The organism is Streptomyces sp. NPDC037054 (assembly GCF_055606745.1).
This window is the reverse complement of record NZ_JBVJSJ010000003.1, coordinates 164,299-188,038: the sequence shown is the minus strand read 5'-3', so window position 1 is coordinate 188,038 and position 23,740 is coordinate 164,299. Positions and strand designations below refer to the sequence as shown.

The following is a 23,740-nucleotide window of genomic DNA, read 5'->3' as shown; positions in this document are numbered from 1 at the left end:
GGTGCGGGCGGGAGGGAGGGTGTGCGGGCGCCCGGGCGGGGGCGCCCGTGGGTGGTCAGTCGCGCAGGAGGCGGTGGCCGGTCAGGGCGAGGCTGATGTCGACGACGTCGGCGGGGCGGGCCAGGGAGCGGCCGGTGAGCTGTTCGCAGCGGCGGAGCCGGTTCAGGACGGTGTTGCGGTGGCAGTACAGGCGCTCGCCCGCGCGCTGGGCGGAGCCGTCGCAGGCGAGCCAGGCGGCGAGGGTGTCCAGCAGGACGTCCCGGTCGGCGGGCTCCAGCCGCAGCAGCGGGCCGAGGACGCGGGACACGAGGGCCTTGCCGAGCCCCGGCGAGGAGACGACGAGGGCGGCGGCCAGGTGTTCCGGCAGCCGGACCGTGCCGCCCTCCTCGGGGCAGATGCCGAGCGCGGTGTCGGCCGATCTGCGGGCGTCCTTGACCGCTGCCAGGCCCTCGACGGCGCTGCCGACGCCGATGCGGGAGCCGGGCGGGGCCTCGGCCGCCGGGGCGGGCAGTTCGCCGTCGCCGGCGAGGACGATGCCGTAGTCCACCTCCACGCCGGTGTGCCAGTGCACGCGCATGCCCTCGGGCACGGCGGCGGCGCGGGCGGCGGCGCACGCCGAAGGGTGGCCGGCGGCCACGGCGACGACGACGTACCGGGCGTGTTCCGGCAGGTCGAGGGCCTGGGCGGCCTCGGGCAGGTCGGAGATGCGGCTGGTGCCGTCCAGGAGGGCGCCCGCCAGCAGCCGCACCCGGTTCTCGCGCCGCCAGGTCAGCTGCCGCTCGACCTGCCGGTAGGCGTCCGCGACGAGGCTGCAGTGCTCGTCCACGAAGTTCCACACGTCGGACGCCACGTGCACGAGGAGGCGTACGTCCTCGGGGGCCGTGCGGGAGGTCTCCTCGACGAGGCCCTGCCACACCAGGGAGCCGCCCAGCCGGAAGGCGTGCAGCAGGGCGTCCAGCGGGAGGCCCTGCTCGGCGCGGGAGGCGCCGATCTTCCAGGAGCAGCGGCGAGCGGCCTCGCGGGCGTCGCGCGGGTCGATCAGCGAGGCGACGCTGTGCCGCAGTGAGCGGTGCACCTCCTGCCAGGTGCCGACCGGGTCGCTCTCGATCGTGGCCCGGTAGGCCGGTTCCTGTTCACGCAGCGCGGCGATCAGCCGGTCCGTGAGGTCGGGCAGTTCCTCCATCAGGGTCCGGGCGGCCCGGTGCAGGACCCGCAGGGCGTCGGCGTCGATCAGGGACCGGACACGGCGCGGCCGGGCTCCCGGTGCGGGCGCGGGCGCCCGGCGAATCGCTGTGCGTGACCGTACGGCGTTGTGCATCGCGGTCCTCCCCCACGTTCGGCTGGCCGCGATGCGTCCGGCCCCGGTCGTCCCGTCGGTCCCGGGGCACGGACGCGTACGCGGTGGCTGCCGCCTGACTCGTCCTGCACCGAAGGATGGCATACCGTCCGGTCGGTCCCTAGGGTTGTGCACCGGTCTTTTGAGCCTGCTCGACCAGTCGGGCCAGTTCGACGCGGGATCGAACCCCAACTGCGGCGAAGACGTTACGAAGGTGGTAGTCGACGGTGCGGGTGCTCACGGCCAGCCGCTGCGCCACCTCGCGGTTGGTGGCGCCCTCGGCCACGTAGCGGGCGATGCGCAGTTGCTGCGGGGTGAGCCGCGCGAGCGGGCCGGCGCCGGTGCCGTGCGGGGCGGACGGTGCGGTGCCGGGGCCGGTGCCGTGCGGGGCGGCGCCGTTCGCCCTGAGTTCGCCGCGGGTCTGCTCCGCCCACACGCGGGCGCCGGAGCGCTCGAAGCCGACGAGTGCGGCGCCGAGCCGGTCACGGGCCTCGCGCAGCCGGCGCCGGCGCCGCAGCCACTTGCCGTAGAGCAGCTCGGTGCGGGCCCGTTCGAAGTCGCCGTCCGCCTCGTCGTGCAGGGCGAGGGCCCGCAGGTAGAGGGCCTCCGTCTCGTCGGGGCCCGCGAGCAGGGCGTGGCAGCGGGCCAGCTGGGCGGGGGCGGGCGGGTCGGCGCCGAAGTCGGCCCACAGGGCGAACTCCGCCACGACCGTACGGGCGTCGTCGGGCCGTCCGGCGAGCACCGCGGCCTCGACGTAGCAGGGCACGGCGAGCATCCAGACGGCGAAGTGGCCGCGCCGGGGGCCGGGCCGCACGAGGGGGCCGAGCCGGTCGGCGGCGTCGAGGGGCCGGCCGCGGCCCAGGTCGGCGCGGGCGGCGGCCCACTCGGCGAGGGTCGCGGCCTGCGCGAGGCCGTGCCGGCGTGCCGTCGCCAGCGCGGCCGACGCGTGGTCGGCTACGGCGGCCGTGTCCCCCTCGATGGACGCGGCGAGGGCGAGGACGGCGTGGTGCTGGGCGGCGGTGTTGCGCTGACCGGTGCGGTGCGCTGCCCGCAGGCCCTCCTCGGCGTGGGCCCGCGCCTGCGCGTGCCGGCCGGAGCGCAGTTCGGCGTAGGCGAGGTACTCCAGGGCCTGCGGCACGAGCGCGGCGGGCCCGAGGTTCCGTGTGGCGGCGAGGGCGCGGGCGCCGGCCCGGCGGGCGGCGGCCACGTCCCCGAGCAGCAGCCCGGCGGCGGCGGACTTCAGCAGGGCCTGCGGCCGGACGTCGGCCCCGGCCTGCGCGACGACGCGGCGCAGCGGTTCGAGGGCCTGGTCGAGCCGCGCCTCGAGAACGGCCCGCATGCCGAGCCGGTAGTCGGCAAGGAGGGCACGCTCGCTGTGGGTCGTCCGGGATGCGTCGGGCCCGGACGGGCCACGCATGGAGACGTCGGCCGGGGAGGCGCCAGCCGGGAAGGCGCCAGCCGGGAAGGCGCCAGCCGGGAAGGCGCCGGCTCGGGACGGGCTGGGCCGGGAGACGTCGGGCCGGGAGGCGTCGGGCCCGAGCGGGCCATGCCGGGAGACGTCGGACCCGGAGACGCCGGACCCGAGCGGGCCATGCCCGGAGACGCCGGACCCGAGCGGGCCATGCCCGGAGACGCCGGACCCGAGCGGGCCATGCCCGGAGACACCGGACCCGGACGGGCCATGACCGGAGACACCGGACCCGGACGGGCCATGACCGGAGACGCCGGACCCGGACGGGCCATGACCGGAGACGTCGGGCCCGGACGGGCCATGACCGGAGACGTCACCCTGGGTCCGGCCACGCAGGGAGACCTCGTCCCCGGACGGGCCGCGCCTGGAGCCGTCGGCCCCGCACGGGTCCTGCCGGGGCGGGTAGCGCCGGAGGTGGTCGGCTTCCGTCGGCGCGGGCCGGGGTCTCCCAGCCTCCTCCATACGGCAGCCCTCCCCCCGCAGCGCCACCAGGCAGCCGTGCATGTCCCCCGCCGCCCACGCCGCGTCGGCCGCCGCGAGCGTGGCGCGGGCCGCGGTGTCCGGGGCGTCGGTGGCCAGCAGGGCGGCGGCGAGCAGGAGCGACTCGTGGGCGTCGGCGACGGCGCCGTCCCGCAACGCGGCCGAGCCCCGGACGAGTTCGGCGCGGCCCCGGGTCACGGCGGGCGCCGACCAGCACTGGGCCGCGTCCAGGAGGCGGAGCGCGCGGTGCGGGCGACCGGCGAGCAGCGCGTGTTCCGCCGCGGTCGTGTAGCGCGCGGCACGGCCCGGTCCCTCGGGCGTCAGCTCGGCGGCGCGGGCGTGGGCCACGGCGCGCAGCAGGTGCGGCGCGTCAGTGAACTCCTCGGCCGCGGCCGACAGTTCGGCCGCCGTGCGGGGCGCGGGGCTCGGCGCGGCCCAGGCCCGGTGCAGCAGGGCCGGCAGGGTGCGCCCGTCGGCGGCCAGTTGGGCGGCGAGCGCCCGGTGCGCGGCCCGCCGCCGCTCGGCCGACGCGGCGGCGTACACGGCCCTGCCGATCAGGTCCCCCGCGAACCGGAACCCGCCGTCGACGGCGACGAGCACGTCGGGGACGTCGCAGCGGCGCGAGTCCCCGGCCCCTTCCGGGACCGCTCCCACACCGGCCCAGCCGTCGTCGTCGGCCGACCCCATCCCCTGGTCCACGAGCCCGGCGTGCCCCAACAGCCCGACCGCACCCCGGCCGTCCAATGACGCGCCCGAACCCCCATCGCCCGGCAGCCCGCCCGAACCTCCATCGCTCAACGGCCCGCCCGGCCCCCGGCCGCCCAACGACCCGCCAGAACCCTCATCACCCAACGACCCGCCCGACCCCCGGCCGCCCAACAGCCCGACCGGACCCCCGCCCCCCGAGGGCCCACCCGAATCCCACCTCTCCGCACCGAACGGATCAGCCCCGACCCAGTCAACCCGGGCCGGATCAGCCCCGGCCGGTGCCGGTACGCCGGGCGCGTGTGCCGTGTGCCCCGGCAGGCCCTCCCGCTCACCGGGGCCGCCGTACTCCTCCAACCACCGCGCACCGAGGCGCGTTGGCCCGGTGGCTTCGGCCACCGGGCGGTGCGGCTCTCCCGCTGTCCCGTCGGCGGCCGGTCCGGTGTGCGCGGCCGGGCCAGGCGCCGCCGCCCCGGCCCCCTCGCGCAATCCGCGTGTCGCCCTGCGGAGCAGTCGCGCGTTCACCGTCGGGTCGTCCGACTCGCGCAGCGCCGCTGCCGCCGTCAGCAGTAAGTCGTGGGCGTCGCACGGTATGTCCGCCAGGTGTGGCCCGGCCAGCGCGGTCAGTGTCGCGGCGTCGGCCGTCGGACGGGGCAGGGGGCGGCTGCCGCGGAGTTCCGCCGGGGACAGGCGGCGGACGAGGGCGAGCAGCAGGGCGGGGTTGCCGTCGGCCTCCTCCAGCAGTTCCGCGCGTACGGAGGGGTCGACGTCGCCGCCGGTGACGTCGTCGAGCAGCGCGGATGCCTGGGGCGGCGTCAGCGGGTCCAGGCCGACGGTCGGCAGACCGGCGAAGTCCCGGCCGGCCGAGCGGTGGGCGGCGAGGGTCACCAGCAGGCCCACCCCGGTGACGCCGGGGAGGCGGGCGCCGGCCCGGGCGAGCGCGGCCCGGGAGGGGCCGTCCCACCGGTGCGCGTCGTCGACGCAGACCAGCAACCGGCGTCCCCCGGCGGCGGCCCGCAGCGCGCCCAGCAACGCCCCGGTCGCCGCGTCCGTCGCCGCCTCGGTGTCCGCGCCGACGTCCGCCGCACCGAGGTCGAGGCTCACCCCGGGCCTCGCCCCCGAACCCGTACCGGCCCCCGCTCCGGCTCCGGCGAGCGCGGCGGACTCGCGGATCAACTCCCTCAGGTTCGCGAAGGGTTCACCGGGCCCGCCGGAACCCGCTCGCACCTGGAGCACCGGCCCGGCCGTGAACGTCGCGGCGGCGAGGGCGGCGAGGGCGGTGCGGCCGAGGCCGGGCTCCCCGGTCATGACGAGGACGCCACCACCGGTGGCCGTCCGGTCCAACAGTGCGGTCACCGCGCGCCGTTGGGTACTCCGGCCGTGGATCCGCGGTGCCGTCCTCACGGTCGTCTCTGCGGTCATTCCCGTGACGTTACTTGCGCGTAACGCAAGGCGGAAGCCGTACGTCCGCGGCAACCGGACCCGGCATCGCCGCCGCCACCTGCGCTTTGGCACGAGGGAGGCGGACGCGGACTGTGCCGCCGCCCAGCGTCCGGGCCCTCGCGCGCTGCGCCCGCACAACGCCGACGGCGGCCGCGCCGAGCGCGACCGCCGTCGGGTGTGCGGGTGGAGCGTCAGGAGGTGTGCGGGCAGTTGCCCCGGTACTCCTCGATGGTCAGGCTCGGCCGCGGGATCGGGCAGAGGAACTGCTCGTAGCGGGTGTCGTTGTCGATGAACCGCTTCAGCCAGGAAATGCTGTACTTCGCGATCGTCGTGTTGTTGGTGTTCGGGGCGAAGTGGGTGGCGTTGTTCAGCTCCAGGTAGGCCCGGTCCAGGGTCGACGGCAGGGTGGTGTAGAACGGCTCGGCGTGCGACGAGACGGGAGCGACCGAGTCACCGTCGGCGCCGATGATCAGGGTGGGCGTCCTGACCTCGGGCCAGGTCTTGTCGGTGTTCCAGGGGGTGAGCGGGATCGCCGCCTGGAGGGAGGGCCGGGACTTGGCGGCCTCGAGGCTTCCGCCGCCGCCCATCGAGTGGCCCATGACGCCGAGGCGGGTGCTGTCGATGCGGCCGCGGACCGAGCTGCGCTCCGTCAGGTAGTCCAGCGCGGCGAGGATCTGGCGGCCGCGCGAGTCCGGCTGGTCGTACCTGGTCAGCGTGTCGATGGTGAAGACGACGAAGCCCTGGGAGGCCAGGCGCGGGCCGAGCCAGGCCATCGAGGACTGGTCGGCCGTGAAGCCGGGCGCGACGACGACGGCGCCGAAGGTTCCGTCGGCGGTGCTGGTCGGGTAGTAGATGGTGCCGCCGCCGAAGCCGCTGACCAGCAGCGAGGACACGCTGGTGTCCGACACGGCGTACGGGCCGCGCAGCGCCTCGATGCTGGAGACGGTGGGCGCGGGACCGCGCTCGTAGGGGTTGTCCGCGGCGTGGGCGCCGGGGCTCGTCAGGCTGCTGAGCCCGATCACCGCGGCGAGCGCCGCCGCCGCACCGGCGAGCCGGCCCGTCCGGCCGCGGACGGCGCGGTGCGGGGTGGGGAGGGGTGCGGCGCTGGACTGCGAGTGCTGCTGCACGACGAGTCGTCCTCTCTGTCGTGGCGAGCCGCCCGGCCGGCGTGAGCACATGGGGACGACGCGGGGACGCGTCGGCGGCGCCGGCGGGAGCTGCCGTTTGGCTTGCCCTGACACTGTCGGGGCGCACCCGTGCCGCGGGGACCGGCAATATCACCGGTCTCCGCGGACACGTGGCCGCTCGGCTCTCAGCCCTTGAGTCCGGACCGCGACACCCCCTCGATCACCCAGCGCTGCGCGACGACGTACAGCAGGAGCACCGGGACGCTGGCGATGACCGCGCCGGCCATCAGCAGGTCGTAGTGGATGTTGTTGGCGTTCTGGAAGTTGGCCAGGCCCGCCGGCAGGGTCAGCGACTCGGGGCTGAGCAGCACGTACAACGGCCACAGGAAGTCGTTCCAGTTGGCGAGGAACGCCAGCAGGCCGAGGGTGGCCAGGGCCGGTCTGGTGAGCGGGAGCACCACCTTCACGAAGATCTGCCAGCGGTTGCAGCCGTCGATCTCGGCGGCCTCCTCCAGTTCGCCGGGCAGCGTCAGGAAGAACTGCCGCAGGAAGAACACGCCGAACGCGCTCGCCGCTCCCGGCACGATCACGGCGGGCAGGCTGTCGACCCACGCCAGTTCGTTCACGATGAGGAAGTTGGGGATCAGCAGCACCATCGGCGGCACGAACAGCGTCGCCACCACCGCCGTGAAGATGGCGGTACGGCCCCGGAACCGCATGCGCGCCAGGGCGTACGCGGCCGGGGTCGCCGTCACCAGCACGAGCAGGGTGTGGGCGACGGCGGCCAGGACGCTGTTGAGCAGCCAGCGCAGCACGGGGCTGTCGCTCGCGCCGAGCACCGTGCGGTACGCCTCCAGCGTCGCGGGCGACGGGATCCACTGGGGGTCCGTGGCGCCCGCGTCGGGGCTGTTCTTGAAGGAGGTGACGAGCATGTACAGCAGCGGGCTGAGGTACAGGGCCGCCACCACGGCGAGGATCAGGTGGAGCAGGGAGCGGCGCAGCCGCCGCCGCGCGGTGACGGCGGCCGTCTTCTCCGTGTCCGGCAGGGTGTCGGTGGTGGTCATCGGTCCTCCTGCCGCTCGCGGAAGATGCGGAACACGAGCGCGCTGGCGGCCATGAGCGCCAGCGCGAGCACGAAGCTCATCGCCGACGCGGACCCCATCTCGAAGCGGCGCAGTCCGGTCTCGGCGATCAGGTAGATCGCCGTCTTGGTCTCGTCGGCCGGGGCGCCCGCGGTGATGAGGTACGACTGGCCGAACATGTTGGCCGAGGCGAGCAGCGTCGAGTTGACCACGAACAGCGCCACGGGCCTCAGGCCCGGCAGGGTGACGTGCACGAAGCGCTGCCAGGCGTTCGCGCCGTCGACGCGGGCCGACTCGTACAACTCGGCGGGGATGTCCTGGAGTCCGGCGAGGTAGATGACGGCGTTGAAGCCGAGGGTCCACCACACGGTGACGAGGACGAGCGCCCACCAGGCGGCCGGGGTGTCGGTCGTCCACTGGATGTCGTCGGGCAGTCCCAGCACGCCCAGGTAGTGGTTGACCATGCCGATGTTGCCGTCGAGCAGGAACCGCCAGAGCAGGCCGACGACGGCCACGCCGAGGACGTACGGGGCGAAGTAGACGGCCCGGTAGAGGTTCCGGCCGCGGAACTTGCCGTTCATCAGCAGGGCGACGAGCAGCGGCACGACGAGCAGGAACGGCAGGGACAGCGCCGTGAAGATGCCGGTGGCGCGCATCGACATCCAGAAACGGGGCGCGTCCACGGAGTCGGGGGTGAACAGCTCGCGGTAGTTGTCCAGTCCGACGAACGGCTTCGCGGCCACGTTGATGTCCCAGGCGTGCAGGCTGATCCACAGCCCGTAGCCGATGGGCGCCACCACGAAGGTGAGGAACAGCACCAGATACGGCGCCATGAACACGTAGGGGGTCCACCACCGGTAACGGGCGGTGGCCCGGGGCGATTCGCCGCCGCGGGCCTTGTCGGCCCGGGCGGCGGACGGCCGCGTTGTCAGCGGCTGCACCATGGGGAGGGCCTCACTTCGCGTACTTCTGCTTGTTCTCGGCGAGGACCTTGTTCGCGGTCCGTACGCCGTCGGCCAGGGCCTTGGCCGGGGACGCCTTGCCCAGCACGGCCTGCTGCACGGCCAGTTCGAGCGCCTTGGTCTGGACGTCGCCGAGGCCGGGCAGGGCGGGCAGGAACCGGAAGACGTCGACGTCGGCGGCGAGCGCGGTCTGCGGCAGCTTCTTGACCTCGGCCTCGGCGCGGACGCTGTTGCGGGCGGGGATCATGCCGGCCTTGGCCCACTCGGTGGACTGCGCGCTCATCTCGTCGATGAAGAACTTCGCGGCCTGCACCTTGTTCTTGTCGCGGCCCGCCTGGGAGGTCAGCACGAAGTTGTGGCTCGCCGTCCACACCGCGTCGGTGCCGCCGATGACGGGGACCTTCGACATCTGCCACGGCACGCTCTTCGCGGTGGCCTTCAGGTCGTTGATCTGCCAGATGCCGTCCCAGGTGAAGGTCACCTTGTTGTTCTTGAAGGCGTTGTACTGGGCGTCCTGGGCGACCTGGCCCGGGCTGTAGCCCTTGCGGATCTGCTCCACCATCCAGGCCAGGGCCTCCTCGCCCTCGCCGGAGCCCCACAGCGCCTTGGTGCCCTCGGTGTTGTAGAGCTCGCCGCCGAACTGCCACAGCAGCGTCATGAACATCAGGTGCGCGGGCCACTTGTTGGGCATCCAGAACGGGTGCGCGACCCCGGCGTCCTTCAGCTCGCCGAGGGCGCCCTCGAAGCCGTCGCGGTCCGCCGGGGCCTCCTTCAGGCCCGCCTTCTTGAGGTGGCCCGCGTTCCAGTAGTCGGCGAGGCAGTGCACGTCGAGCGGGACGCTGTAACGCTTGTCGTCGTAGACACCGGCCTGCCAGACGGCGGGGATGAAGTCCGACTCGGTCAGCTTCAGGGCCTCCACGACGTCGTCGAGGGGGATGAGGGTGCCCCGGGCGGCGAAGGTGGCGATCTGGTCGTTGTGCACGACCGCGACGTCCGGGCCCTTGCCCGCGGCGATCGCGGTGGGCAGCGCCGGGTACAGGTCGGCCCACTGGCGGGTGGTGTTCTTGACCTCGATGCGGCCCTTGTAGCGCTTGTTGAAGTCGCGGAGCATGGCCTGCATGTGCGGGCCGTCGCCGCCCGTGAAGCCGTTCCAGTACTCCAGGGTCACCTTGGGACCCTTGTACTCGCCGCCGCTGAAGGTGGGCGCCGAGTCGGCGCCGCCCTCGTCCGAGCCGATCTTGGTGCCGCCGCTGCACGCCGTGAGGAGTCCCGCCGCGGCTGCGGCCGAGGCACCCAGCAGAGTTCTGCGGGAGAGCGGGGAGGTGGGGTTCGCGGTGGTGCGCATGGTGTGCTCCTCGGGAGTGGGCCCGCGGGCGGGCCCCGGTGCGTTGGGGTCGGGGGTCAGCGGGTGGTGAGGCGGATCATGGTCCAGGACACGGGCGGCAGTTCGACGGTGAGCGCGCCGTCGTCGGGCTTGGTGCCGTCCACCTGGCGGGGCCGGACCCGGTCGGGCTGCTCGGCGGTGTTGACGGCGGCGGTGTCCTCGTCGTGCAGGATCAGGTGCTCCGCGACACGGGCGCCGGGGAAGGCCCGTACGTCGGCGGTGAGCCGCAGCGGCCCGGTGCGGTCCCGGTTGACGGCGAAGAGTACGACGTCGCCGGTCTCCTCGTCGTGGGTGGCGGTCGCCCACAACGCGGGCACCTCGCCGTAGCGGGCGGTGTCGATCACCGGGGACTCGGGGTCGACGCGCAGCACGGTGCCGCGCGCGTGGCGGGCGGTCAGCGCGAACGGGTGGAAGATCGTCTGCCGCCAGGCCGGGCCCTGCGGGCTGGTCAGGATGGGCGCGATCACGTTGGCGAGCTGCGCCTGGCAGGCCGCGCCCACCCGGTCGGCGTGCCGCAGCAGCGTGACGAGGAGGCTGCCGACGACGACGGCGTCGGTGACGTCGTAGACGTCCTCGATGAGTTCGGGGGCCGGGCGCCAGTCCAGGGAGGCCTCGCCGCCGAAGCGGCTCTGGCGCCAGACGTTCCACTCGTCGAACGACAGCTTGATCTTCTTGTCGCTGCGCACCTTGGCGCCGATGTGGTCGGCGGTGGCCGTGATCGCGGAGATCATCCGGTCCATCTCGGCGCCGCTCGCGAGGAAGGAGTCGACGTCGCCGTCGACCGGCTCGTAGTAGGCGTGCAGGGACACGTAGTCGACGAACTCGTAGGTGTGCTCCAGCACGGTCGCCTCCCAGGAGGCGAAGGTGTCGATGTACGCGTTGGAGCTGCCGCACGCGACGAGTTGCAGCGACGGGTCGAACCGCTTCATGGCGCGGGCGGTCTCGGCGGCGACACGGCCGTACTCGTGGGCCGTCTTGTGGCCCATCTGCCAGGGCCCGTCGAGCTCGTTGCCCAGGCACCACATCCGGATGTCGTGCGGCTCTTCCACGCCGTGCGCACGACGCAGGTCCGAAAGGGTCGTGCCGGACGGGTAGTTGGCGTACTCGAGCAGGTCGAGGGCCTCGGCGGTGCCGCGCGTGCCGAGGTTGAGGGCCATCATCGGCTCGACGCCCGCCTTGCCGGCCCAGGCCATGAACTCGTTGAGCCCGAAGGCGTTGGACTCGATGCTGCGCCAGGCGAGGTCCAGGCGGCGCGGGCGCTCCTCGCGGGGGCCGACGCCGTCCTCCCAGCGGTGGTTGGAGACGAAGTTGCCGCCGGGGTAGCGCACGGTGGTGACGCCGAGCTCGCGCACCAGGTCCAGCACGTCGGTGCGGAAGCCGTCCTCGTCGGCGGCGGGGTGGCCGGGCTCGTAGATGCCGGTGTAGACGCACCTGCCCATGTGCTCGACGAACGAGCCGAACAGTCGTCGGTCGACGGACCCTACGAGGAAGGCCGGGTCCACGGTGAGGCGGGCGGTGGTCATGAAGCGTGACTCCCTGAATCGGTACTGCGGTCAGCCGCGCGGCCTCGTGGGGCGGGCGCGGCAGGAGTACGATTACATCGTTGAAACAGCGTGGTAAATACCTGCGGCAAGGATCCGCCGAAAAAGTTTCGGCCCCCCTCGGACCAGGGGCGGCGCATGTCATGGGCGTCCCGTGTGCGACGGTGAGTCGTGTCACGGGCTGGGAGCACCCCGCGGGGTGCGGTGGAGGTGATCAGGTGGGGGCGAGTCTCAAGGACGTCGCGGCACTGGCCGGGGTGTCCGTGAAGACGGTGTCCAACGTTGTCAACGGCTACACGTACGTCTCGCCGACGACGCGCGAGAAGGTGGAGCGCGCCCTGGCGGAGCTGGACTACCGGCCCAACCTGTCGGCCCGTAACCTGCGCCAGGGCCGTACGGGCGTGATCGCCCTGGCCCTTCCCGAGCTGGACGCCCCCTACTTCGCCGAGCTGACCCGGTTCGTGATCGAGGCGGCGTCCGAGCGGGGCTGGACCGTGCTGATCGAGCAGACCGACGGGCTGCCGGACCGCGAGCGCGAGGTGCTGGACGGGGTGCGCGAGCAGCGCATCGACGGGCTGATCTTCAGCCCGATCGCGGTGGGCCGCGAGGAGCTGTCGGCCCGCACGGACACCACCGCGCTGGTGCTCCTGGGCGAGCGGGTGCTGGACGGCCCGACGCATCACGTCGCCATCGACAACCAGCGCGCCGCCCGCGAGGTGACCGAGCACCTGATCGCGCTCGGGCACACCCGGATCGCCGCCATCGGCCGCCAGGAGAACCCCAGCGCGAACACCGCGCACCTGCGGCTCGCCGGCTACCGCGAGGCGCTGGGCGCGGCGGGTATCGCCTACGACGAGTCCCTGGCACCGGCGACCCCCTCCTACCACCGCGCCGACGGGGCCCGGCTGATGCGGCAGCTGCTCGACCTGCCCGAGCCGCCGCGGGCCGTGTTCTGCTGCAACGACCTGCTGGCGCTCGGCGCGCTGCGCACCGCGCTGTCATCCGGGCTGCGAGTGCCGGAGGACGTGGCCGTGGCGGGCTTCGACGACATCGAGGACGGCCGCTACAGCACGCCGACGCTCACCACGGTCTCCCCCGACAAGGCACAGATCGCCCGCGTGGCCGTCGACATGCTCGACGCCCAGATCAACGGCCCCCGCCGCCAGGGCCGCCGCCTGCCGGACGCGCGGGAGGTGGCGGCGGACTACCGACTGATCGTGCGGGAGAGCACAGGGCTGGGCTGAGGCACGGGGCGGGTGAGGCACGGGGCCGGCGTGCGGACCCATTACGATCGGCACCACCTCCACACCGACCGCCGGCACCTCCCTCCCCCTCGCAGGTGCCTCCGCACCCCCGCGGGCACGTGACACCCCGACACCTCGGCAGTGGCTGCCGGGAAAGGCGACGGCATGCGCATCGGACTGCTCGGTACGGGGCCCTGGGCCCGGATCGCTCACGCGCCCGCGCTGAGCGAGCACGACGGGCTGGACTTCGCCGGTGTGTGGGGCCGGCGCCCCGAGGCGGCGAGGGAACTCGCCGACGCGCACGGCACGCGCGCGTACGAGGACGTCGACGCGCTGCTGGCCGACGTGGACGCCGTCGCCGTGGCGCTGCCGCCGGACGTCCAGGCGGAGCTGGCGGTGCGGGCGGCGCGCGCCGGGTGCCATCTGCTGCTCGACAAGCCGCTCGCCCTGACCGTGCCGCAGGGGCGGGCCGTGCTCGACGCGGTCCGGGAGTCGTCGGCCGCCTCGGTCGTGTTCTTCACGACGCGCTTCCAGCCGGAGACCGAGGCGTGGATCGCCGAACAGGCGGGGCGCCGGGACTGGTTCACGGGGCGGGCGGAGTGGCTCGGCGCGGTCTTCACGGGCGACAGCCCCTTCGCGACGCCGTGGCGGCGGGAGATGGGCGCGCTGTGGGACGTCGGCCCGCACGCCCTGTCGGTGCTGCTGCCGACGCTCGGCGACGTACGCCGCGTGGCCGCCGCCGCGCACGGCCCCGGCGACACGGTCCACGTCGTGCTGGAACACGTGGGCGGCGCGTCGAGCACGCTCACCCTGAGCCTGACGGCCCCGCCCGCCGCGTCGGGAGCGACGGTGGAACTGCGCGGCGGAACCGGCGTCCAGCTGATGCCGCAGCCCACGGACGGCCCGGTTCCGGCCCTGGTCCGAGCGGCGGATGCCCTCCTGACGGCCGCCCGTACCGGCGCACCACACTCGTGCGACGCGGAGTTCGCCCTCCGGGTCACGGAAGTGCTGGCGAATGCGGGGGCTTTGCTGGGCGGGGCCGCCGGGCAGGAGACCGCCGCGGGACGATGAGACCCGCGGTGGGCGGCGAACCGCTCACGCGCGGCCCGTCGCCCGTGGGCCCGTCGGCCGTGGGCCCGTCGGCCGTGGGCCCGTCGCCCCTCGTGCGCGCCGGGGGCGCTCACTGCTCTCCGGCGAGACGCCGCTGCTCCAGGTAGATGCCGGTGAACACCGCGACCTTGGCGCGCAGCACCCAGGGGTCGAAGGGCTTGCTGATGTAGTCGACCGCGCCTGCGGCGTATCCGCGGGCGGAGTGCACCGGGTCCGTGCCCATCGCGGTGAGGAAGATGATGGGAACGTCGTGGGTGCGAGGGCGTCGCTTGATGTGGGCGGCCGTCTCGTAGCCGTCCATGTCGGGCATCTGGACGTCCATGATGATCACGGCGAAGTCGTCGTGATCGAGGAGTGCCTTGAGGGCCTCGCGCCCGGAGGGGACAGCGACGAGTTCCTGGTCGAGGGTGGACAGTACGGCGGTCATGGCCAGCAGGTTGTCCGGCTGGTCGTCGACGATGAGGACCTTGGGCATGGCCTGCGGGGCCGCCGGTGTCACGGCGGCGACACTGCGCACCCGTTCCACGGCCTCCAGCTGGCGTTCCAGCAGGGTGCAGCGCTGTTCGGCTTCGTTGCGCTGCTTCTCCGCCTCGTTGAGCTGGGCGGACAGCCGGGTGACCTCGTCCTGGAGCTGGTCGCGTTCGTGGAGCAGGTCGGTGACGTCGGGGTTGGAGGCGGCCAGGCGTTCGGCTCGCCGGCGCTCCGCGCTCCATTCCGCCTCCAGCTGGTTCAGGCGCACTTCCAGGTCGGCGATGCGGTGTTTGCGGTCCAGCAGCGCGTCGCCCAGCGCGTCGCCGCGGGCGGTGGAGCGGCGGGACACGCGGTCGGCCTCGGCGAGTTGCTGTTCCAGCACCTCCATCGCGTGGCGGGGCGTCGCGCTGGTCTCGACGGCTGTCCGGTGCAGGCGGCGCACGAGCTCGATGGCCTCCGGGGTGGCGGCTCGACCGCGGTGTTCGGCGACGTCGGTGAACAGGTCCATCACCACTTCCCACGGCGGGATGCGGCTGCCGTTGAGGTAGCGCGAAAAGGTCCCGGCGTCCCGCACGCGACGGGCGGCATAGCGGCGGACCGAGACCTCCAGCCCTTCGAACAGCTCCCGCAGGGCCATCGCGAGGGCTCGGGATGCCGGTGTCAGGTCCTCAGCGAGCGGACGCAGCTCACCCACGGGTCACGCCCTTCGGTCCCGCCTCGCTCACGGCCGGCCCGGACGGGCCGGCGTCCGGGGCGATCGCCTGGTTGAACACCGGCACGGCTCCGCCGGTGACGGTGAGCCCGGCGAGCACGGCTCCGGCCACCCCGCTGCCTGCGAGGAGCGACAGCAGTCCGGCTCCCCCACCGGAGAGCCCGCTCAATAACAGCACCAGCGCCGCCCGCACCGACACAAGTGATCGATCCATCGGATCTGCCCTTTCTCACTCCGCCGGTCCCGGCGGAACAGCGCGCCCCCGCTGGGCCCGCTCTGCGACGAACCACACAATGACGGCAGATGAATCCGTTGCGCCGGTCAACCGACAAATCGGCAACGGCGCAGCCCTGTTGCCACCCCCAACGAGACTGCGCAACACTCACACCCCGCAGGCCGAAGCCGCTTCACCGCGACGGGCGTTGCGCCAACACCCTGGCGAATCACCCGGTGTTGACGGCTCGGCGGATCGAGGCAGCACCGGCACCTGCCACGCCCACTCCGACTGCGACTGCCAGCAGCGGCTGTTAGCGTTCGGCCGCGTGAAGGACAGCGTGTATGTGGGCAACGCGGGCCAGGACGCGGCACTGGACCGAGGCTGGCTCCTCGGGCACTTCAAGGAGGTCGGCGACCCACGCCACAGCGAGGCCGTGGAGATCAAATGGGGCGTCCACCCCCGCGCCGATGCGCGGTCACAGTGGGTGCGGGGCGAGGAACGCACGGCCCTCCTGGTCCTCATCAGCGGCCGCTTCCGCGTCGAACTGCCCGGCCGCAGCGTCCTCCTGCACGAGCAGGGCGACTACGTCGCGTGGGGCCGCGGAGTCGATCACTCGTGGTTCGCGGAGGAGGACTCGGTGGTCCTGACCGTTCGATGGCCGTCCGTGCCCGGCTACGCGGTGGCCGAGAAGGACAGGACTCAACCGCGCGCCTGACAGGAGTGAACGGCGGTCACACCGACACGCTGACCGCCGTCTCGGCAACCTGGCGCGGAGGTGCCGTCGCGGAGCATGGCGAACAGCACGTACCGGAGCCCGCGAGCGAGCGCGTCCCCAGCGCTTGGGCCACGGGGACAGTGCGGTACCGACTGGACGGTATGCAGTCCGTCCAGGTTCTTGTAGCCTGCTCCTGCCGCCCGCGCGAGCCGGCCGGTGGGTCCCGGACGCGCCGATGCGACAGGGCGGCATCCCACGAACACGCGACGACAAGGAGACGCCCATGGCCGTCGATCCCTCCGGCAAGGCCCTCGCCGAACTGCGCGAGCAGAACTCCGCGGAGCCTGTCGTCATGCTCAACCTGCTCCGGTTCGCCCCGGGCGGACGTACGTCGTACGAAGAGTATTCGCGTCGCGCTGCCGAGTTCCTGCACCGGTACGGCGGCGAACTGCTGTACGCAGGCGACGGCGACACGCCCCTCGTCGCGGAGGAGGGGCAGGGGTGGGACGCCGTGCTGCTGGTCCGCTATCCCAGCCGGGACGCGTTCACCCGCATGGTGGCCGACCCGGAGTATCAGAAGATCACACCGCTGCGGACCCGCGCGTTGAGCGAAGCCGTGCTCCAGCCCACCGCCCCCTGGACCCGACGCGGCCCTGCCGCGTCGTAGCACGACTTGCGGCGCGTTCTCACGGCACCCGAACCACGGCTGCGGCTGCGGCTGCGGCTGCGGCTGCGGCTGCGGCTGCGAGTGGGCCGGCAGGGGTGGCTGCGCGGCACATCACCAAGACAGTCGTACGTGATGGGCGTCTAGACCACCAGGGCACCGAGGTCGACGGCGCGCAGGGGTCCGGAGGAACCGGCGAAGCCGCCGCGACCGTTACTCACCCGCTCACCGCAGTGAGCGCTCCAGCGCACCCCGGTGATCGGAAACCCACTGCCAGGCCGCCCGAACGTGCCTCGCCGCCCCCGCGTCACGCAGCCGGGCCATGGCGGCGTCGCCGGCCTCGGCCTGGGACTCGATGCCCCGCCGGCACCGGTCCTGCCACCAAAGGATCGCGGACACGAGAGGTCGCCGGTCCGCCAACTCGTAGCTGTCGGCGATCAGCCTTGTCCGCCGGGCGGCCTCCTCGACGTCGGTGACCGAAGGGCCGAGATCGAGGAACTGCCAGCAGACATGAGCGACGTCGTGGATCCGCGCACCCGGCGTCGCGAGGTCCCAGTCGATGAATGCCGCCGGCCGAAGCGCGCCACCGGTCAGCCGATAGACCGTGTTCTTGGGCGACAGGTCGTTGTGGCACACGACCTCTTGGTCACCGGCCGGCGGGGTGCCGGCGGTCAGGTCGTGGAACTCGCGCACGAGCCGGGCCACCGCCGCCAGACTCTCGTCGGACGAGACAGCAGCCGGTTGACAGGGCTCCCATGCCACGTGGCCCTGGAGGTAGCTGAGAACCTCACGGCCCTCGTCGTCCACACCGAGACAACGCGGAGCACCACGTCAGCCACGGGCTTCGAGCAGCCTCAGCACGTCACCCACGAATTCCGTGCGCGCCGAGGCCGGACGGCGCACCGTGTCCCCGACACGAACGACCGCATTGACGAAACCTCCGGGCAGGGGCGACTCAGTCATCGGTCCCCGCGTCGAACGCCACGTCGCTCCACCGGAACCAAGCCCGCCCCCCGTCGATGTGCAGCAGGAACTCGGCGACCGGGCCGTCCGGTGAGGACAGGGTGACACGGCGGGTGATCTCGGCGTAGGCCGCTTCCCACTCGGTCCAGTGATCGTCGTCGTCCCGTTCCGTCAGGGCGAGTTCGCGGGCGAAGAGGTCCCGTACGGCGTCGTAGGCCGGGCCGGGGGTGAAGCTGCCCGCGAGCCACGGGAAGTCGGCCTCGTCGATGAGGATTTCCCCGACCTTTTCCGTGCCGCAGCGCACCTGCCAGACCTCGCCCTGGAATCCCATCCGCACCTCCGTCGTCCCGGCCGGGCCCCGGCGCCCGCACCCGTGTCCGCTCCTCGGGCCAGCATCGCACCCGGCACTGACAGACGGCCCGGAATCCCGATCCGGGCCGCCGCTCGCGTGTCGTGGGTTACCGGGCGCCTCGCTTCGGCGCGAAGTTGAGCCGTTCCCGCACCACCGGGTAGCCCGCCTTGGCGAAGGCCGCGGACATCGGGAGGTTGCCCTGGTCGGTGGCCGCGGCGATGAAGTCGGCGCCCCGTTCCGCCAGGAAGTGCGTGCACTCGGCGAGCAGTTCGTAGGCGTAGCCGTGGCCGCGGTGGTCCGGCAGGACACCGATGAAGCCGACGCACGGGCCGGACGGGTTGTGGGCCGGGATGTGGATGCCGACCGGTTCACCGACGGGGGTCCGGGCGACCTGCCACCATGCGCGCGGTGACGGGCACCAGCGGAAGAAGTCGAGTTCCGCCTGGGCCGCCCGGTCGAGCCCGCCCTCGGCGATGTCGCGCAGGGCGTGGGCGTCCAGGGTGACGGAGTGGATGCGGCGCAGGGCGTCGAAGAACACGGCGTCGTCCGGCTCCGGGCCGAACACCAGTCGGCCGGGCCGCTCCGGCAGCCCGCACTCGGGTGTCCAGCGGTACATGTGGCGCTCGACGAGCAGTTCGTAGCCGGCGGCCCGGGCGGCGCCGACGCGTGCCCCGGCCGCGGCGTGCAGGGCCGGGTCGGCGCGCCAGCCGTCGGGCAGGTTGAGTTCGATCTCCGTCCGCCAGGGGGCGGTCCGCAGGAGCTCGGCGCCCGCCTCCTCCTCACCCTCCGCCACGTCGAACCAGTTGAGGACGAGCGGTTCGGTGTCGTCGGGGCCGCCCCACCAGGCGCCGCGGGCCACCACCGTGCCGTCGCGCAGGGCGATGCGCTTCCAGTCGGGGCGGTGCCGGGTGAGCCGGTGTCCCTCGGCGGCACCGAGCGGGTCGGGCATGGCGTCGAAAAGGTGTGCGTCGCTCGCGTCGAGCGCGCGGGTGACCGTGTCGGTCATGGATCCTCCGGGATGCTGCTGCGTGAAGCGCTCCCGGGGTTCAGATGCGGCACGCCGGGTCGACGGGGAGGGAGCGCTGGTGTCGGGTGAACTGCACGGCGGTCGCCTCCTTTCGTCGTTTCGGGGCGTGGTGGCCCACCGTACGGGGCCCCGGGCGGGTGGTCCACCGCTTTTCCGGCGCCGCGTACCGGCCCACGGCATGGAGCGCTCTCAGGCATCGCTTAAAGGAGCCTTAACGGCCGGTTAAGGGCTCCCCGGTTTGCCTTGTATGCACCAAGTGACCGTCAACGAAAGGGACTTGTCGGCCCTCGGCACGGTTGGCCCGCACGGGACCGGCGCGTAGCATCGGGGCCCCGCGGCGGCGTCACACGCCCCCTGAGAGCGCTCTCCTGCGCAGAGCGCTCTCCTCCGCTCGTGCGCCGCCCGGAGCAGTTCGAGAGCACCACCGATCCCCCCACAGGCCCACAGGAGTCCCCCCACATGACACCCCGTCACCAGCGCACCCTCGGCCGTCGCAAAGTCCTGTTCGCTCTCGGCGGCGCGGCCGTGGCCGCCCCCGTCGTCGCCGCGGTCGCCCCCCACGCCCTCGCGGACCCCACCCCGAAGTCCCGTACGAAGGCCGCCGCCGGCCTCCCGGTGACGATCGTGAACAACAGCGGCGCCTTCGACAACGCCAACGTCCACGTCTACGTCGTGGGCAACCAGGACGGGAAGCAGGTCCGGCTCACCCCCGAGGGCACCCTCGCCCCCATCGCCCTGTCCGACAACGGTGCCGACGGCTTCACCGACTACGCCATCGGCCTGTCCGGAAGCGGCGAGACGCAGTTGACCCTGCCGTACATGTCCGGCCGGATCTACGTCTCCCTCGGCGCGAAGCTGAAGTTCAAGGCCGTCGCGGACGGCAACGGCAACGCCGCGCTGCAGTACCCGGCGGGCTGGGTGTCGTCGGACCCGAACCACGGCGTGCTGCACGACTGCGCCGAGTTCACGTACAACTCGTCGGGCATGTTCTGCAACACGACCATGGTCGACATGTTCAGCGTGCCGCTCGCCATCCGTCTCACCGGAGCCAAGGACCAGACGACCGGCACCATCCGCGAGGGCGGCCGGGACGCCGCGTTCGCCGCCGTGAAGCAGGTCGAGGAGTTCTCGAAACTCGTGGTGGATGACACCCGCATCATCGCGCCCGGCCACGGCCTGGACGCCGGGCTGTTCCCGAAGGACTACCTCGCGCCCTACATCGACGAGGTGTGGAGCACGTACACCGGCAAGGACCTCACGGTCACCACCAACGCCGGGACCTTCACCGGGCGGGTGCGCGCCGACCGGTTCACCTTCGACGGTCCCGCCCAGGTCGGCTTCGACAAGCCGTCCACGCGGGACGTGCTGTTCTGCGACGGGAAGCTGGCCGCGCCCAACGACGGCACGACCGGGCCGGTGGCGGCCGTGCTCGGCGCCGGCTTCAACCGCACCACCCTGATCAGCCACCCGTCCCAGCCGACGACCGACCCCGCGGACTTCTACGGCACCGACCTCACGAACCACTACTCCAAGGCGGTGCACGCGGCCACGGAGGACGGCAAGGCGTACGGCTTCGCCTTCGACGACGTCGCCGACTTCGCCTCCTACATCCAGGACACGGCCCCGACGGGCTTCCGCCTGACGCTGACGCCGTTCTAGGCGGCGGCAGGGGCACGAGCGGGCGGACAGCAGGACGGCGCCCCGCGGAGATCCCGCGGGGCGCCGTTCGCGCGTGGTGACGTCAGGCGTCGTGGTGACGTCAGTCGTTCACGCAGACATTGCCCATGGCCGGGTTGAGCAGCCCGATCACGTTGACCGTGTTGCCGCACACGTTGGCCTGCACGTCGATGGGGATCTGGACGACGTTGCCGGAGAGCACGCCGGGGCTGTGCTTGGCGACACCGACGACCGGCCCGTCGTCCGCGGCGGCGGTACCGGCGCACGCCAACAGCGCCGCACTGGCCAGACCGACTGCGGCCATCACACGGTTACGCATGGATAACTCCTGTCACTCGCTGGGACACGTGACTCCACATAAACCCGCCGCTCGCCGACGCGACATCGGTGGGCGTCCGAACGGGGGCAACCGGCCCCCGGCCGGCCGTCATCGCGACGTTTCCGAAGGGCCCGGAAAGGTACCCCGGCACGGACGGGGAGCCGTCCGCTCCCCCGCGGCCCCGGCGCCTGAGGATGCAGGGTGCGCTCCGGCGTTGAATGGTGAGATATCGGACCCGGTGACCGCACCGGGGCCGCAACAGCGATCCGGACCCGAGGAGCAACGATCATGTCGACGTCACAGCCCGACGCGTCCCGGCCGCCCGAGGACCGCGCCACCCCGGACGGCCTGCTCCACGCCCGCACCGGCACCGAGGTGTCGCCCGAGGACCTGGTGCTGGCCGCGGGCCGGGACCTGACCCCCGCCAACCTGGAATGGGCCAAGCGCAAGCTGGCGGCCGAGGGCCCCGCGGCCCTCGACAAGATGCTGCCCTGACCTCGAACCCCCAGCACTCAGCCCTCAGCCCTCAGCGCTCAGGACTCAGTCGCCGTCTTCGGCACACGAGAGCGGGGAGCCCGTCGGGCTCCCCGCTGTGACCGGCCCCGGGACCGTGGCATCACCCCCGGGACCGCGGCGTCAGGTGTCCCGGTCGTCCGGCAGGGCCGTGTCGTCCTCCACCACGTGCATCGCGGCCTCCTCGGCGCCCGCGGCGCCCCCGTCGATGCCCACGTCCTCGGCGACCGTCTCCTTCGTGGTGTCCGGGTGCGCCCCCTCGTCCGGGGCCACCAGCCGGCCGGCGCGCCGCCCGCCCGCCTCGGGGTCGACGGGTTCGCCCTCGCCGCCCGGGAGGTCGCCCACCCCGTCCCCGGCGGTGTCCGTCTCCTCGGGCCGCTCCTGCGCGAGCCGCTCGTCCAGGGACTCCCCGTCGTGCTGCTCGGCGGCGGTGGTGCCGTGCTTGGTCACGCCGAGGGGCTTCTCCGGCGGGGAGTAGCCCTCGTCCAGCGTGTCGTCGTAGGTCCGTTCGTCGACGGCGTCCTGCATGTCGAGGGGCGCGGCGTCCTCCTGCTCCTCGTTGGTCCCGGTGGGCTGGTACGCGTCGTCCGCCATCGGTTCCGTGCCCATGTGTGCCTCCCTGGGGCGCTGCGTCGACTTCGGTCGTGCGTGTGTCCCGGTCCGCGTTTCCCGATGCGCGGGCCCTAACCTCGGCGGACAGGGGGATCGCCGTCACCCGTGTCCGGGTGCCACGTACGCCCGCAGGCGCTCCAGCCGGTGCTGGGGCCAGTCGCGGGCGTAGCCGGCCGGGACGCCGCCGGGCAGGGTGAGGTGGACGACCGGGACGCGGCGCGCGGTGTTCTGGATCTCCGCGACGGTGGCGTTGGCGTTGTTGCCGGTGGTCGCGGCCGACGCGCATCCGGCGTAGAAGCCGAGCGGGATGGCCTCGTGCCCGGTGATCAGGCAGGGCGGGCGGACGCCGAGCCGGCGCAGGTCTGCGGCGGCGCGCGTCCAGGAGTCGCGGTCGGCGGTGTTGCGGCTGACGGTGTGCGAGAGGACGGCGTACTGCACGGCGAGGTGCCCGGCGAGGCCGACGGCGACGAGGGCCACGGCCGCCGTGCGCCACCGGCCGCGGGGCGCGGTGACGAGGTGCCGCAGCGCGTCCGCGACCGCGAGGGACAGCAGGGCGTAGGCGGGCAGCAGGAAGCGGGGCGCCGCGTAGCCGATCATGAAGAGGTACGGGAAGGCGGCGGTGGCGGCGCAGGCCAGCGGTACCAGGGTGCGCGTGGCGCGGCCGGCGCGGATCGCGACGGCCAGTCCGAGCGCGGCCAGCACCGGCAGGGCGAACCACCAGAGCGCCACCGCCGGGTGCGGCACGGCTCCGACGCAGGGACGGCACAGCGCCCGGCCGCCGAGGGCGCGCACCTGGTCGTCGACGGCGAAGTACCAGCCGAGGTGGCCCTGGACGCGGGAGGCCTCGTTGAGGCGCTCGGTGAGGCCGCCGAAGCCGACGTACGCCTCGATCACCCACTCGGCGGCCCCGACGGCGAGTCCCGTGAGGAGCGCGAGCGTGATCCGCCAGTGGCGTCCGGCGACGCCGAGCACGAGCAGCGGGATCGTCACCCACACCGCGTCCGTGGGCCGCATCAGCGCGATGAGCAGCGCTCCCCCGGCCATGCCCCACAGGGCGGCCCGGTCGGAACGATCGCCGCGGGCGCGCAGGAAGCAGCCGACGCAGATCATGGCGCCGAACGCGACCCAGAGGTTGGGCATGGCCTGCGGGCCGTAGAACAGCGTCACCCACAGGGTGACGAACAGGGCGCCCGCCACGGCCAGGACACGAGTGGGGAACAGCCCGCGCCAGGCGCGCAGGGCGAGGTAGAGGCCGATGCCGGAGAGCACGGCGAGGTACACGCGCAGCAGTGGGACGGACGTCGACCAGGACGCGACGGGCGCCACGAGCAGGGTGACGCCCCGGGAGCGCGGTGCGCTGAAGAACGCCGCCGGCGACTGCGGGGCGACCTGGCTGACGTACACGGTCTCGTCCCAGCCGAGGCCGAGGCCTGGCCGTACGAGAACGAGTTGGGCCAGTGTGAACAGGCCGGCGACCACCATCAGCAGGCGGGTGCCGTGCTCGCGGCGGGGCACGCCGGGCTCGGTCGCCGGCGCGCGGTGTCGCGTGCCCACGAGGATCGCGTCGGTGCCGCCGGCCATCGTCCACCCCTCTGCCGTAACGTCGAAGGATT

21 protein-coding genes and 1 pseudogene are annotated in these 23,740 nt (G+C 73.3%); 7 read left to right on the top strand and 15 right to left on the bottom strand.

What is annotated here, in order from left to right; translation table 11 throughout:
* Positions 1 to 55 precede the first annotated feature (55 nt).
* The 7 genes and pseudogenes from ACZ7D7_RS09460 to arfA form a co-directional block, all read right to left on the bottom strand.
* Positions 56 to 1,318, bottom strand: coding sequence for a PucR family transcriptional regulator (locus ACZ7D7_RS09460; RefSeq protein WP_470823388.1), 1,263 nt, complete (start codon positions 1,316 to 1,318; stop codon positions 56 to 58).
* A gap of 139 nt (positions 1,319 to 1,457) precedes the next feature.
* Positions 1,458 to 2,837: pseudogene (locus tag ACZ7D7_RS09455) on the bottom strand (helix-turn-helix transcriptional regulator); the annotation flags it as partial.
* A gap of 2,789 nt (positions 2,838 to 5,626) precedes the next feature.
* The gene (gene bdeA / locus ACZ7D7_RS09450; RefSeq protein WP_470823387.1) at positions 5,627 to 6,562 is read right to left on the bottom strand and encodes a bis(hydroxyethyl) terephthalate hydrolase; all 936 of its coding nucleotides are present in this window, start codon (positions 6,560 to 6,562) and stop codon (positions 5,627 to 5,629) included.
* Positions 6,563 to 6,747: 185 nt separating this feature from the next.
* Positions 6,748 to 7,626 carry a carbohydrate ABC transporter permease gene (locus ACZ7D7_RS09445; protein ID WP_470823386.1) on the bottom strand — a complete coding sequence of 293 codons (879 nt, stop codon included), beginning with the start codon at positions 7,624 to 7,626 and terminating at the stop codon, positions 6,748 to 6,750.
* Positions 7,623 to 8,588: a carbohydrate ABC transporter permease gene (locus ACZ7D7_RS09440; protein ID WP_470823385.1), complete on the bottom strand. Its 966-nt coding sequence runs from the start codon at positions 8,586 to 8,588 to the stop codon at positions 7,623 to 7,625. The genes ACZ7D7_RS09445 and ACZ7D7_RS09440 overlap by 4 nt, the downstream gene beginning before the upstream one ends.
* A gap of 10 nt (positions 8,589 to 8,598) precedes the next feature.
* The gene (locus ACZ7D7_RS09435; protein ID WP_470823384.1) at positions 8,599 to 9,951 is read right to left on the bottom strand and encodes an ABC transporter substrate-binding protein; all 1,353 of its coding nucleotides are present in this window, start codon (positions 9,949 to 9,951) and stop codon (positions 8,599 to 8,601) included.
* 56 nt (positions 9,952 to 10,007) lie between these two features.
* A complete protein-coding gene (arfA, locus tag ACZ7D7_RS09430; protein ID WP_470823383.1) occupies positions 10,008 to 11,513 on the bottom strand; it encodes an arabinosylfuranosidase ArfA in 1,506 nt (501 codons plus the stop codon).
* A 236-nt stretch (positions 11,514 to 11,749) separates the two neighbouring features.
* Here arfA and ACZ7D7_RS09425 point away from each other — a divergent pair, with 236 nt between their 5' ends.
* Positions 11,750 to 12,775, top strand: coding sequence for a LacI family DNA-binding transcriptional regulator (locus ACZ7D7_RS09425; RefSeq protein WP_470823382.1), 1,026 nt, complete (start codon positions 11,750 to 11,752; stop codon positions 12,773 to 12,775).
* A 165-nt stretch (positions 12,776 to 12,940) separates the two neighbouring features.
* Positions 12,941 to 13,846: a Gfo/Idh/MocA family protein gene (locus ACZ7D7_RS09420; RefSeq protein ID WP_470823381.1), complete on the top strand. Its 906-nt coding sequence runs from the start codon at positions 12,941 to 12,943 to the stop codon at positions 13,844 to 13,846.
* A 109-nt stretch (positions 13,847 to 13,955) separates the two neighbouring features.
* On the opposite strand, the gene ACZ7D7_RS09415 is transcribed toward ACZ7D7_RS09420, so the two are convergent.
* Together ACZ7D7_RS09415 and ACZ7D7_RS09410 are read right to left on the bottom strand one after the other, a co-directional pair.
* Positions 13,956 to 15,050, bottom strand: coding sequence for a response regulator (locus ACZ7D7_RS09415; RefSeq protein WP_470823380.1), 1,095 nt, complete (start codon positions 15,048 to 15,050; stop codon positions 13,956 to 13,958).
* Positions 15,043 to 15,246: a hypothetical protein gene (locus ACZ7D7_RS09410; RefSeq protein ID WP_470823379.1), complete on the bottom strand. Its 204-nt coding sequence runs from the start codon at positions 15,244 to 15,246 to the stop codon at positions 15,043 to 15,045. The genes ACZ7D7_RS09415 and ACZ7D7_RS09410 overlap by 8 nt, the downstream gene beginning before the upstream one ends.
* Before the next feature lie 364 nt (positions 15,247 to 15,610).
* Between ACZ7D7_RS09410 and ACZ7D7_RS09405 the strand changes: the two genes are divergently transcribed.
* The 3 genes from ACZ7D7_RS09405 (at position 15,611) to ACZ7D7_RS09395 (ending at position 16,811) form a co-directional block, all read left to right on the top strand.
* A complete protein-coding gene (locus tag ACZ7D7_RS09405) occupies positions 15,611 to 16,000 on the top strand; it encodes a signal peptidase I (RefSeq protein ID WP_470823378.1) in 390 nt (129 codons plus the stop codon).
* A gap of 283 nt (positions 16,001 to 16,283) precedes the next feature.
* A complete protein-coding gene (locus ACZ7D7_RS09400) occupies positions 16,284 to 16,667 on the top strand; it encodes a DUF1330 domain-containing protein (protein ID WP_470823377.1) in 384 nt (127 codons plus the stop codon).
* A gap of 6 nt (positions 16,668 to 16,673) precedes the next feature.
* On the top strand, positions 16,674 to 16,811 hold the full coding sequence (locus ACZ7D7_RS09395) for a hypothetical protein (RefSeq protein ID WP_470823376.1): 138 nt from the start codon (positions 16,674 to 16,676) through the stop codon (positions 16,809 to 16,811).
* 78 nt (positions 16,812 to 16,889) lie between these two features.
* Here the strand turns inward: ACZ7D7_RS09395 and ACZ7D7_RS09390 are convergent, their stop codons facing one another.
* From ACZ7D7_RS09390 to ACZ7D7_RS09380, 3 genes are all read right to left on the bottom strand, one after another.
* A complete protein-coding gene (locus tag ACZ7D7_RS09390; protein ID WP_470823375.1) occupies positions 16,890 to 17,471 on the bottom strand; it encodes a phosphotransferase in 582 nt (193 codons plus the stop codon).
* 148 nt (positions 17,472 to 17,619) lie between these two features.
* Positions 17,620 to 17,958 carry a hypothetical protein gene (locus ACZ7D7_RS09385; RefSeq protein ID WP_470823374.1) on the bottom strand — a complete coding sequence of 113 codons (339 nt, stop codon included), beginning with the start codon at positions 17,956 to 17,958 and terminating at the stop codon, positions 17,620 to 17,622.
* A gap of 127 nt (positions 17,959 to 18,085) precedes the next feature.
* On the bottom strand, positions 18,086 to 18,985 hold the full coding sequence (locus ACZ7D7_RS09380; protein WP_470823373.1) for a GNAT family N-acetyltransferase: 900 nt from the start codon (positions 18,983 to 18,985) through the stop codon (positions 18,086 to 18,088).
* 480 nt (positions 18,986 to 19,465) lie between these two features.
* Here ACZ7D7_RS09380 and ACZ7D7_RS09375 point away from each other — a divergent pair, with 480 nt between their 5' ends.
* A complete protein-coding gene (locus ACZ7D7_RS09375) occupies positions 19,466 to 20,665 on the top strand; it encodes a beta-1,3-glucanase family protein (protein ID WP_470823372.1) in 1,200 nt (399 codons plus the stop codon).
* Between the two features lie 100 nt (positions 20,666 to 20,765).
* On the opposite strand, the gene ACZ7D7_RS09370 is transcribed toward ACZ7D7_RS09375, so the two are convergent.
* Complete coding sequence (locus ACZ7D7_RS09370; RefSeq protein WP_470823371.1) at positions 20,766 to 21,002, bottom strand: chaplin; 237 nt, start codon at positions 21,000 to 21,002, stop codon at positions 20,766 to 20,768.
* A gap of 288 nt (positions 21,003 to 21,290) precedes the next feature.
* Between ACZ7D7_RS09370 and ACZ7D7_RS09365 the strand changes: the two genes are divergently transcribed.
* A complete protein-coding gene (locus ACZ7D7_RS09365; protein ID WP_470823370.1) occupies positions 21,291 to 21,497 on the top strand; it encodes a hypothetical protein in 207 nt (68 codons plus the stop codon).
* Positions 21,498 to 21,638: 141 nt separating this feature from the next.
* Here ACZ7D7_RS09365 and ACZ7D7_RS09360 read toward each other — a convergent pair whose 3' ends face one another.
* On the bottom strand, positions 21,639 to 22,124 hold the full coding sequence (locus ACZ7D7_RS09360) for a DUF5709 domain-containing protein (RefSeq protein WP_470823369.1): 486 nt from the start codon (positions 22,122 to 22,124) through the stop codon (positions 21,639 to 21,641).
* A gap of 102 nt (positions 22,125 to 22,226) precedes the next feature.
* A complete protein-coding gene (locus ACZ7D7_RS09355) occupies positions 22,227 to 23,708 on the bottom strand; it encodes a hypothetical protein (RefSeq protein WP_470823368.1) in 1,482 nt (493 codons plus the stop codon).
* Between the last annotated feature and the right edge of the window lie 32 nt (positions 23,709 to 23,740).